General features: G+C 70.2%; 8 protein-coding genes and 1 riboswitch. All 8 genes read left to right on the top strand.

Translation table 11 applies throughout. The annotated features are described in order from the left end of the window. The first annotated feature begins 119 nt into the window (after positions 1-119). The 8 genes from OG787_RS38565 (at position 120) to cobO (ending at position 11,668) form a co-directional block, all read left to right on the top strand. A complete protein-coding gene (locus OG787_RS38565) occupies positions 120-893 on the top strand; it encodes a lysozyme (RefSeq protein WP_405538353.1) in 774 nt (257 codons plus the stop codon). Positions 894-1,076: 183 nt separating this feature from the next. Next, positions 1,077-2,321, top strand: a complete 1,245-nt coding sequence (locus tag OG787_RS38560; RefSeq protein WP_405538352.1) for an anion permease — start codon at positions 1,077-1,079, stop codon at positions 2,319-2,321. 43 nt (positions 2,322-2,364) lie between these two features. Further along, positions 2,365-2,586 carry a hypothetical protein gene (locus OG787_RS38555; RefSeq protein ID WP_369033777.1) on the top strand — a complete coding sequence of 74 codons (222 nt, stop codon included), beginning with the start codon at positions 2,365-2,367 and terminating at the stop codon, positions 2,584-2,586. A 90-nt stretch (positions 2,587-2,676) separates the two neighbouring features. Next, positions 2,677-2,819: riboswitch (cobalamin riboswitch) on the top strand. A 99-nt stretch (positions 2,820-2,918) separates the two neighbouring features. Continuing rightward, positions 2,919-3,866 (top strand): cobalamin biosynthesis protein, encoded by a 948-nt coding sequence (locus tag OG787_RS38550; protein WP_405538350.1) that lies wholly within the window; start codon positions 2,919-2,921, stop codon positions 3,864-3,866. Continuing rightward, a complete protein-coding gene (locus OG787_RS38545) occupies positions 3,863-5,404 on the top strand; it encodes a cobyric acid synthase (RefSeq protein WP_369033779.1) in 1,542 nt (513 codons plus the stop codon). The genes OG787_RS38550 and OG787_RS38545 overlap by 4 nt, the downstream gene beginning before the upstream one ends. Continuing rightward, entirely contained in the window at positions 5,401-9,057 is a 3,657-nt protein-coding gene (cobN, locus tag OG787_RS38540) for a cobaltochelatase subunit CobN (protein WP_405538349.1), read from the top strand. Before OG787_RS38545 ends, cobN begins: the two co-directional genes overlap by 4 nt. Next, positions 9,054-11,069 carry a putative cobaltochelatase gene (locus tag OG787_RS38535; RefSeq protein ID WP_405538347.1) on the top strand — a complete coding sequence of 672 codons (2,016 nt, stop codon included), beginning with the start codon at positions 9,054-9,056 and terminating at the stop codon, positions 11,067-11,069. The genes cobN and OG787_RS38535 overlap by 4 nt, the downstream gene beginning before the upstream one ends. Next, positions 11,069-11,668, top strand: a complete 600-nt coding sequence (cobO, locus tag OG787_RS38530) for a cob(I)yrinic acid a,c-diamide adenosyltransferase (RefSeq protein WP_369033782.1) — start codon at positions 11,069-11,071, stop codon at positions 11,666-11,668. The genes OG787_RS38535 and cobO overlap by 1 nt, the downstream gene beginning before the upstream one ends. The last annotated feature ends 5 nt before the right edge of the window (positions 11,669-11,673 follow it).

Raw genomic sequence — 11,673 nt, 5'->3', positions numbered from 1 at the left:
GGGCGCATATGGGCACGCATCGGCGCGTGGGCGCGCTTTGGCCGGAGTCCGATGGCGATTTGTCGATCTTCCAGTAGCCTCTGGGAGATTTTCCGTACGCAGCCATTCCGGGGGGACACATGGCCCGCGATCCCAAGCCGTTCCAGCCTGTCCGTCGCACACCATTACGCCGCCGCTCCCGCGCCCTCGCGGCCACCGCGGCGGCGCTCGCCATCGGGGGAACCGTCCTGACCGAGGTTCCGGTCTCGGCGGCCGCGAAGCCCAAGGGGCACGACGTCTCGTCGCACCAGAAGAACGTCGACTGGCAGTCCGCGAAGGCGAAGGGCGCCACCTTCGTGTACGTCAAGGCGACCGAGTCCCACACGTACCGCAACCCGTACTTCGGCCAGCAGTACAACGGCTCACGGGCCGCGGGCCTGATCCGCGGCGCCTACCACTTCGCGCTGCCGGACAAGTCGTCCGGCATCACCCAGGCCCGGCACTTCATCCGCAACGGCGGGGCCTGGCGCGCGGACGGCTGGACGCTGCCGCCCGCGCTCGACATCGAGTACAACCCGTACGGCAAGAAGAAGTGCTACGGCCTGAGCAAGGCGAAGATGGCGAGCTGGATCACGGCCTTCAGCAACGAGGTCAACCGGCTCACCGGCCGCCGCCCGGTGATCTACACGACCGCCCACTGGTGGAACAACTGCACGAACAGCAGCCCTGTCTTCACCTCGAAGCACGCCCTGTGGCTGGCCCGCTACAACGCGGCCGACGCCGGGGCGCTGCCGTCCGGCGGCTGGAAACTCTGGACGTTCTGGCAGTACGACAACAGCGGCACGCTGCCGGGTGACCAGAATCTCTTCAACGGGACATCGGCCCAGCTCAAGCGGTTCGCGAAGGGGGCGTGAGGCGGGGCCCGACAAGCTCCCGACAGGCATCCGAGTACGAGGCGCCGTCCGTCCGGCCCAGCCGGAGGGACGGCGCCTCGCGCAAGGTCACCCTCCATCTGCCGCCAGTTCATCTTCCGTTCATCCAGATTGCTTACGGTCCACCAGCCACTGACGTCCCGAAGAAATCTGGGTAATGGGTAAATGGAAAGCTTCTCGCTGATCCTCGCGATCGTGGTCGTCACCGCGCTCGCGTTCGATTTCACGAACGGTTTCCACGACACCGCCAACGCGATGGCCACCACCATCTCGACCGGCGCACTGAAGCCCAAGGTCGCGGTGGCCATGTCCGCCGTCCTCAACCTCGTGGGCGCCTTCCTCTCCGTGGAGGTCGCCAACACGATTTCCAAGGGCCTCGTCGACGAGAGCGGCATCCGTCCCGAGGTGATCTTCGCCGCGCTGGTCGGCGCGATCCTCTGGAACCTGCTGACCTGGCTGGTGGGCCTGCCCTCCAGCTCCTCGCACGCCCTGATGGGCGGCCTGATCGGCGCGACCATCGCCTCGGCGGGCGCGGGCGCGGTCCACGGCGACGTCCTGGTGACGAAGGTGCTGATCCCGGCGATCGCCGCCCCCATCGTGGCGGGCATCGCGGCCATGCTGGCGACCCGGCTGTCGTACCGGCTCAGCGTCGGCCACGCCGAGGGCAAGGCGGCGGAGAAGGGCTTCCGGGCCGGCCAGATCGCCTCCGCGGGCCTGGTGTCGCTGGCCCACGGCACGAACGACGCGCAGAAGACGATGGGCATCATCACCCTCGCCCTGGTCGCCGGTGGCGCCGTCGCCCCCGACTCGGACCCGCCGGTGTGGGTCATCCTCTCCGCGGGCCTGGCCATCGCGCTCGGCACGTACCTCGGCGGCTGGCGCATCATCCGCACGATGGGCAAGGGCCTGACCGACCTCCAGCCCCAGCAGGGCTTCGCCGCCCAGACCAGCGCGGCGACGGTCATCCTGGCCTCCTCCCACCTCGGCTTCTCCCTCTCCACCACCCACTCGGTGTCGGGCTCGGTGATGGGCGCGGGCCTCGGCCGCAAGGGCGGCGTGGTCCGCTGGTCGACGGCGACCCGCATGTTCGTGGCCTGGGGCCTGACCCTGCCCGCGGCGGCGCTGGTCGGTGCGGTGGCGGAGTGGGTGACCGGCTTCGGGGACTGGGGTACGGCACTGGTGGCCGTCTTCCTGGTCGCTTCGAGCGCGGCGATCTGGGTCGTGTCGCGCCGCGAGGTGATCGACCACACGAACGTCAACGATGCCGAGAGCGAGGAGCCCGCGGGCGTCGTGACCACGGCCATCGCCGCCGTGACCCCTCCCCCGGCGGGCACCGTGACCGACGACCTCACGGCCACCATCCCCAGCCCGGCCGAGGCCACGGCGAAGCCGTCGGCAACGGCCCTCTGAGCCCAGCCCCGGTCCGAGCAAGAAGGAAGCAGAAGGAAGCAACATGAAGATCGACTGGGCCGCCCTCGGTTCCGTCTTCGGCGTCAGCCTCGTCATCACCGTGGCCATGGTGGGTGTGTTCACCCTGGGCATCGTCGGGCTCTCGATGCGCGAACGGGCGGCGACACAGGGGGAGTCGGCCGGGCTCGCCGTCACAGGGGCTTACGCATGTTTTGCCGCCTGCGCGGCAGTTGTGGCATACGGGATCTATCTGATCGTGGCCTGAGGGCCGAAAAAGCGTGTTCCCGCACCGCCGTCGCGTCGGCGGTGTGGGGCTCAGCACAGTCCTCCTTTCCAGGTCAACGGCAAGTTGACGGGTGTTCCGGGCCCGTGGTGGACTGCCGGAGCCATGTACGGCGGCAGAAGAGGAAGCCGGTGTGAATCCGGCGCGGTCCCGCCACTGTCACCGGGGTAGGTAACCCCGGGAGCCAGGAACTCTCGCCGTCGGTCTCGTCGAACCAGGGCGTGGACACCCTGAGTGAGGACATATCGCCATGCTCGCCTGCCGTTCGAGGTACAGCACGAGGTCGTTTCCCGACCCCACGGCCGGCTGAGCCGATGCGTGCCGATCGCGTCTTCGCGTACGGCGCCGCCCTCGGACTCCTCGGTGATCTGGTTCTCGGCGATCCGCGCCGAGGGCATCCGGTCGCCGCGTTCGGGCGGGCCGCCGGTGCCGTCGAGCGGGTGTTGTGGCGGGACCACCGGGGGTGGGGCGCGCTGCACACCGCCGTGTGTGTGGGCGGTGCCGTCTCGCTCGCCGCGGTGGCCCGTTCCGTCGTACGTCCGTCCCGTGCCGCTTCCGTCGTGCTCACCGGCGCCGCCACCTGGGCCGTCGTCGGGGGGACCTCCCTCGGGCGGGAGGCCCGGGCCATCGGGCGGTCGCTGGAGGCCGGGGATGTCGACGGGGCCCGGGAGCGGCTCCCCCATCTCTGCGGGCGTGATCCGCAGGCCCTCGACTCCGACGGGATCGCCCGGGCCGTCGTCGAGTCCGTTGCCGAGAACACCTCCGACGCCGTTGTGGGCGCGCTGGTCTGGGGCGCCCTGGGTGGCGTGCCGGGGCTGGTCGGGTTCCGGGCCGTCAACACCCTTGACGCCATGGTGGGGCACAAGTCCGTTCGGTATCGGCGGTACGGGTGGGCATCCGCCCGGCTCGACGACCTCGCCGGGTGGCCGGGGGCGCGGCTGACCGCCGTACTCGCCGCTGTCGCCGGTGGTGATCCGCGCGGGGCCGTCCGGGCCTGGCGTGCCGATGCCCGCCGCCATCCCAGTCCCAACGCCGGGCCTGTCGAGGCCTCCTTCGCGGGGGCCCTCGGTGTGCGGCTCGGGGGGACGTTGTCGTACGGGGGGCGGGTCGAGCACCGGCCCGTGCTCAACGGAGAGTACGGGCGTGCCGTCGGTGTCCAGGACGTCGAACGGGCCGTACGGCTGTCCCGGCGGGTCACCTGGCTGGCCCTCGGGGTCAGTGTCGCCGCCGCACGGCTCGTAGCGAAGGGGCGTACGTCATGAGTGGCGGAACTGTCGGTGGCGGGCTGCTTGTCGCCGGGACCACCTCCGATGCCGGGAAGAGTGTCGTCACCGCCGGGATCTGTCGGTGGCTCGTGCGGCAGGGGGTGAAAGTCGCGCCCTTCAAGGCTCAGAACATGTCCCTCAACTCCTTTGTCACGCGTGAAGGTGCCGAGATCGGGCGGGCTCAGGCCATGCAGGCGCAGGCTTGCCGCGTCGAGCCCACCGCCCTCATGAATCCCGTCCTGCTGAAGCCCGGGAGCGATCAGAGCAGTCAGGTCGTGCTCATGGGGAAGCCCGTGGGTGAGATGAGTGCGCGCGGGTATCACGGAGGGCGGCAGCAGCAGCTTCTCGGGACCGTGCTGGAGTGCCTCGCCGAACTGCGGGGCACGTATGACGCGGTGATCTGTGAGGGGGCCGGGAGTCCGGCCGAGATCAATCTGCGGCGGACCGACATCGTCAACATGGGGATCGCGCGCAATGCCCGGCTCCCTGTGCTTGTCGTCGGCGACATCGACCGTGGCGGTGTCTTCGCCTCCTTCTTCGGGACGGTCGCCCTGCTGTCCCCCGAGGATCAGGCGCTCGTCGCCGGGTTCCTCGTCAACAAGTTCCGCGGGGATGTCTCCCTGCTCGAACCAGGGCTCGACATGCTGCTCGGGCTCACCGGGCGGCCGACGTACGGCGTCCTGCCCTTCCGGCACGGGCTCGGGATCGATGAAGAGGACGGGCTTCGGCCCGCTTTCAAATCAAACACAGCCCTGCGCGGCACCGTTCGGGAGTCCAACGTCTCCCCGCCCGTCGGGGAGGACATCCTGCGGGTCGCCGTCTGTGCGATCCCGTTGATGTCCAACTTCACCGACGTCGACGCGCTCGCCGCCGAACCGGGCGTCGTCGTGCGGTTCGTGGACCGGCCGGAGGAACTCGCCGACGCCGATCTCGTCGTCGTACCGGGGACTCGGGGGACCGTGCGGGCGCTGGAGTGGCTGCGTCAGCGCGGGCTCGCGGACGCTCTCGTGCGCCGCGCTGCCGAGGGACGGCCCGTGCTCGGCATCTGCGGTGGCTTCCAGATCCTCGGTGAGCGGATCGAGGACGACGTCGAGAGTCGCCAGGGCCTTGTCGAAGGGCTCGGGGTCCTGCCCGTACGGGTGCGGTTCGCGCGCGAGAAGACCCTCACCCGGCCCGTCGGCACCGCCCTCGGCGAGGACGTCGAGGGGTACGAGATCCATCACGGGGTCGCCGAAGTCACAGGCGGGGAAGCCTTCTTGGACGGGTGCCGGGTCGGGGCCGTCTGGGGTACGCACTGGCACGGGTCGCTCGAATCCGACGGGTTCCGGCGGGCCTTCCTCCGCGAGGTCGCCGCCGCCGCGGGCCGGCGCTTCGTACCGGCCCCCGACACCTCCTTCGCCGGGCTGCGCGAGGAACAGCTCGACCTGCTCGGCGATCTCATCGAACAGCACGCGGACACGGACGCGCTCTTGCGGCTCATCGAGTCGGGCGCGCCACTAGGACTGCCTTTCATTCCACCGGGAGCGCCCGCATGAGCACAGTGTTGTTGTTGTCGACCGCCGACACGGACCTGCTGGCGGCCCGGGCCGCCACCGGTGCCTCGTACCGGATCGGCAATCCGACCCGCGTGGACGTCGCCGAGGAGCTGCCCGCGCTCGTCGAGGGCGCGGACATCGCCGTCGTACGGCTGTTGGGCGGGAAGCGGGCCTGGGAGGACGGGCTCGCCTATCTGAAGACGTCCGGTGTGCCCACCGTGCTGCTCGGCGGCGAGGCCGTGCCCGACGCCGAGTTGATGGCCGAGTCGTCGGTGCCCGCGGGTGTCGTGGCGGAGGCGCTGCGGTATCTCGTCGAGGGCGGGCCCGACAACCTGGTGGAAATGGCGCGGTTCCTGTCCGACACCGTGCTGCTGACCGGCGAGGGGTTCGTCGAGCCGCAGAAGATGCCCGAGTACGGGGTGCACGGCTCGTACGCGCGCGAGAGCGGCCGTCCTACCGTCGGCGTGCTCTTCTACCGGGCCCACGAGCTGAGCGGCAACACCGGGTTCGTCGACACCCTGTGCGAGGCGATCGAGGCGCGGGGCGTCAACGCCCTTCCCGTGTACTGCGGTTCACTGCGCGGGGCCGACGCGGGACTGTACGAGCTGCTCGCCGGGGCCGACGCCCTGATCGCCACCGTCCTCGCCGCCGGCGGCACGCACGCCTCCGAGGCCTCGGCCGGCGGTGACGAGGAGGCCTGGGACATCGGGGCGCTCGCCGACCTCGACGTGCCTGTACTGCAAGGACTTTGCCTTACGTCGTCCAGGGCCACGTGGGACGGGTCCGACGCCGCCCTCTCCCCCATGGACGCGGCGATGCAGGTCGCGATCCCCGAGTTCGACGGCCGGCTGATCACCGTGCCGTTCTCCTTCAAGGAGGACGGCCCCGACGGCGTCCCGGTGTACGTCGCCGACCCCGAGCGGGCCGCCCGCGTCGCCGGAATCGCCGTACGGCACGCCCAGTTGAGGCACAAGCCGAACGCGGACAAAAAGCTCGCGCTCGTCTTCACCGCCTACCCGACCAAGCACTCGCGCGTCGGCAACGCGGTGGGCCTGGACACGCCCGCCTCGGCGGTACGGGTGCTGGACGCGCTGCGGGACGCCGGGTACGTCGTCGAGGGACACCCCGACAACGGCGACGAGTTGATCCACCGGCTCATCAACGCCGGTGGCCACGACGTCGAATGGCTCACGGAGGAGCAGTTGGCCGCCGCGCCCGCGCGGGTGCCGCTCGCCGACTATCGGGCGTGGTTCGACAAGCTGGACGGCGAGTTGCGGGACGGGATGCTGGAGGCGTGGGGCGAGCCGCCCGGCTCCCTGTACGTCGACGGGGACGACATCGTCCTGGCCTCCCTCCAGTTCGGGAACGTCGTCGTGCTGATCCAGCCGCCGCGCGGCTTCGGCGAGAACCCGATCGCGATCTACCACGACCCGGACATGCCGCCCTCCCACCACTACATGGCGACCTACAGGTGGCTCGAGAATTCGTTTGGTGCGGACGCGATCGTCCACATGGGCAAGCACGGCACGATGGAATGGCTGCCCGGCAAGGGACTCGGTCTGAGTCGCGGGTGCGGACCGGACGCCGTGCTCGGTGAACTCCCCCTCGTCTACCCGTTCATCGTCAACGACCCCGGCGAGGGCACCCAGGCCAAGCGGCGCGGGCACGCCACCGTCGTCGACCACCTCGTACCGCCGATGGCCCGCGCGGACACGTACGGCGACCTGGCGAAGCTGGAGCAGCTTCTCGACGAGTACGCGCTCGTCTCCGACCTGGACCCGACGAAGGCGCCGGCGGTGCGCGCGCAGATCTGGACGCTGGTCAAGGCCGCCGAGCTGCACCACGACCTGCACGTCGACGACCAGCCGGACGACGAGGCGTTCGACGAGTTCGTCATGCACATCGACGGCTATCTGTGCGAGATCAAGGACGTGCAGATCCGCGACGGCCTGCACATCCTGGGTGGTGGGCCGGTCGACGAGGCGCGGGTGAACCTCGTACTGGCCGTGCTGCGTGCCTCGCAGGTGTGGGGTGGCACGGCGAACGCGCTGCCGGGGCTGCGGGCCGCGCTCGCCGCTCAATTCGGCCTGGTGGAGAAGGAGTTGCTGGCCGAGCCGGGGGCTCCGGTGAAGCTGCCGGTCGAGCTGACGGATCTGGTGGACGGGCCCTCGCGTTCGGCCGCCGACGCGATCGATCTGCTGGAGCAGCTGTGCCGACGGCTCGCGGAGGGCATGGAGGAGCGGGCGTGGGAGGTCGCGACGGTTCCCGGTCTGGTGCGGGACGTACTGGGCCTCGAACTCCCGGACGCCGTCGCGGTGTTGGAGTTCGCGTGCCGTGAGGTGGTGCCTCGGCTGGCCCGTACGACGGACGAGATCACCCACATTCTCAAGGCACTTGACGGGGGTTATGTCCCGGCGGGGCCGTCGGGCTCGCCCACGCGCGGCCTCGTCAACGTCCTGCCGACCGGCCGCAACTTCTACTCCGTCGACCCCAAGGCCATTCCGTCCAGGCTGAGTTGGGAGGTCGGCCAGGCGCTCGCCGACTCTCTCGTGCAGCGGTATCTGACCGACAACGGCGAGTACCCGAAGTCCGTCGGCCTGACGGTCTGGGGTACGTCGGCCATGCGGACCCAGGGCGACGACATCGCCGAGATCCTGGCGCTGCTCGGCTGCCGTCCGGTGTGGGACGACGCGTCGAGGCGGGTGACCGGGTTCGAGGTGGTGCCGGTGGCGGAGCTGGGGCGGCCTCGGATCGACGTCACGGTGCGCATCTCCGGGTTCTTCCGGGACGCGTTCCCGCATGTGGTGGGGCTCATCGACGACGCGGTACGGGCGGTGGCCGAGCTGGAGGAGCCTGCCGAGTCCAACTATGTGCGGGCGCATGTGGATGCGGATGCTGCGGAGCACGGTGACCGGCGGCGGGCCACGGCTCGGATCTTCGGGTCGAAGCCGGGGGCCTACGGGGCTGGGCTGCTGCCGTTGATCGATGCGCGGAACTGGCGCAGCGATGCTGATTTGGCTGAGGTGTACGCCGTCTGGGGCGGTTATGCCTATGGGCGCGGGCTGGATGGGCGTGCGGCCCGGGGGGACATGGAGACGGCGTTCAAGCGGATCGCTGTGGCGGCGAAGAACGTCGACACGCGTGAGCATGATCTTGTCGACGCGGACGACTACTTCCAGTACCACGGCGGCATGGTCGCGATGGTGCGGCATCTGACGGGGGCCAGCCCGGAGGCGTACGTCGGTGACTCCGCCACTCCCGACCAGGTGAAGACCCGGACGCTGGGCGAGGAGACCCACCGGGTCTTCCGGGCCCGGGTGGTCAATCCCCGCTGGATGGCGGCGATGCGGCGGCACGGGTACAAGGGTGCCTTCGAGATGGCCGCGACTGTGGACTATCTGTTCGGGTACGACGCCACGGCCGGGGTCGTGGACGACTGGATGTACGAGAAGCTGAGCGCGGAGTACGTCTTCGATCCCGAGAACCGGGACTTCATGAAGCAGTCCAACCCGTGGGCGCTGCGCGGGATCACGGAACGGCTGCTCGAGGCCGCCGACCGTGGGTTGTGGGCCGAGCCGGACACCGAGACGATCGAGCGGCTGCGCGCGACCTACCTGGAGCTCGAAGGCGACCTGGAGGGCGACGACAAGTGAGTACCCCGTTTCCGTTCACGGCCGTTGTCGGCCAGGAGGATCTGCGGCTCGCGCTGCTGCTGAACGCGGTTTCGCCGGCGGTGGGAGGTGTGCTGGTACGCGGCGAGAAAGGCACCGCCAAGTCCACTGCTGTGCGGGCCCTTTCGGTGCTGTTGCCCGCGGTTGATGTTGTTGCCGGGTGCCGGTTCTCGTGCGACCCCGGAGGGCCCGATCCGGCCTGCCCTGATGGGCCGCACGAGGCCGGGGCCTATGAATCCCGGGCCGCCCGAATGGTCGAGCTGCCTGTCGGTGCCTCCGAGGACCGGCTTGTCGGTGCTCTTGATATCGAGCGGGCGCTTGCGGAGGGCGTGAAGGCGTTCGAGCCGGGCCTGTTGGCCGATGCGCATCGCGGGATTCTGTACGTCGACGAGGTCAATCTCCTTCATGACCATCTCGTCGACCTGTTGCTGGACGCCGCTGCCATGGGTGCCTCCTACGTCGAACGCGAAGGTGTCTCCGTACGGCATGCGGCGAAGTTTCTGCTCGTCGGGACCATGAATCCCGAGGAGGGTGAGCTTCGGCCGCAGCTTCTCGACCGGTTCGGGCTCACCGTCGAGGTCGCCGCCTCGCGGGAGCCCGATCAGCGGGTCGAGGTCGTGCGGCGGCGGCTGGCGTACGACGACGATCCTGCCGGGTTCGCCGCTCGGTGGGCCGATGAGGAGTCCGCCGTACGGGCCCGGATCGTCGCCGCGCGGGAGCTGTTGCCGTCCGTGCGGCTCGGGGACGGGGCGTTGCGGCAGATCGCTGCGACGTGCGCCGCTTTCGAGGTCGACGGGATGCGTGCCGACATCGTGATGGCGCGGACCGCTGTTGCGCTGGCCGCCTGGGCCGGGCGTACCGATGTGCTTGCCGAGGATGTTCGGCAGGCCGCGTTGCTTGCGCTCCCGCATCGCCGGAGGCGGAATCCCTTTGACGCGCCCGGACTTGACGAGAACAAGCTCGACGAGACGTTGGAGGAGTTCGGCGGGCAGGGGTCGGGGTCTGGGGAGGACGAGGATCCCGATCCTGGGTCGGACGGGCCCGGTGGAGGTGGCGGCGGTGGGCAGGCTCCGGAGTCTGACGGTCCGCAGGGGGACGACTCCGGTGCGCGGCCCGAGGCCGGGGAAGGCGGGGAGCCGCAGCCCTCGGGGGGCGGGGCCGGTGAGCAGCAGCCTGTGCGGGCCGGTGAGCCTTTTCGTACCAAGGTGTTGAGCGTGCCCGGTGTGGGTGAGGGTGCTGCCGGGCGGCGTTCGCGGGCGCGTACCGAGCGGGGGCGTACGACCGGGTCCCGGCGGCCCCAAGGGGCGCTCACCAAGCTGCACTTGGCGGCCACCGTGCAGGCCGCCGCTCCGCATCAGCGGGCGCGGGGGCGAGTCGGGCGTGGGCTGGTCGTGCGGCGGGACGATCTGCGGCAGGCGACTCGGGAGGGGCGCGAGGGGAATCTCGTGCTTTTCGTTGTGGATGCCTCAGGGTCGATGGCCGCTCGGCAGCGGATGAGTGCTGTGAAGGGGGCTGTGCTGTCGCTGCTCCTCGATGCCTATCAGCGGCGGGACAAGGTCGGGCTCGTGACCTTTCGGGGGGCGAGTGCGGAGGTCGCGTTGCCTCCGACCTCCTCCGTGGACGCCGCGGCCGTACGGCTGGAGTCGTTGCCGACCGGTGGGCGTACGCCGCTCGCGGCCGGGCTGTTGAAGGCGCACGACGTGCTCCGGGTGGAGCGGATGCGGGACCCGGCCCGGCGGGCGCTGGTGGTGGTCGTGACCGACGGGCGGGCCACGGGTGGGCCCGAGCCGGTCGCGCTGGCCGGGCGGGCGGCTCGGCTGTTCGCCGCCGAGGGGGTCGCCTCCGTGGTCGTCGACTGTGAGTCGGGGCCGGTGCGGCTGGGGCTGGCCGGGCAGCTCGCCGGTGAACTGGGCGGTACCGCGGTGACATTGGACGAGCTGCGGGCCGACAGCATCGCCGGGTTGGTCAAGGACGTACAGAGGAGGGCCGCGTAATGCCTCAGGGGCAGCCGAGTGTCGTGCCGGACGATGGGCTGACGACCAGACAGCGGCGTAATCGGCCGCTGGTCGTCGTGCATACGGGCATCGGGAAGGGCAAGTCCACCGCCGCTTTCGGGCTTGCGCTGCGCGCCTGGAATCAGGGGTGGCCCATCGGGGTGTTCCAGTTCGTCAAGTCGGCGAAGTGGAAGGTCGGCGAGGAGAACGCGCTTCGGGTGCTGGGGGCCAGCGGGGAGGGCGGGTCCGTCGACTGGCACAAGATGGGCGAGGGGTGGTCCTGGGTTCAGCGGGATGAGCAGCTCGACAACGAGGAGAAGGCTCGGGAGGGCTGGGAGCAGGTCAAGCGGGATCTCGCCGCCGAGACGTATCGGCTGTACGTGCTCGACGAGTTCGCCTATCCCATGCACTGGGGGTGGGTCGATGTCGACGAGGTCGTCGCCGTGCTGCGGGATCGGCCGGGGAACCAGCATGTGGTGATCACCGGGCGGAACGCGCCGGAGAAGCTGGTGGAGTTCGCGGATCTTGTGACGGACATGTCCAAGGTCAAGCATCCGATGGACGCCGGGCAGAAGGGGCAGCGGGGGATCGAGTGGTGACATCG

Origin of the sequence: Streptomyces sp. NBC_00075 (assembly GCF_045041225.1) — a bacterium.
Taxonomy (GTDB): Bacteria; Actinomycetota; Actinomycetes; order Streptomycetales; family Streptomycetaceae; genus Streptomyces; species Streptomyces adonidis.
This window is presented reverse-complemented; position numbering and strand designations above follow the sequence as displayed.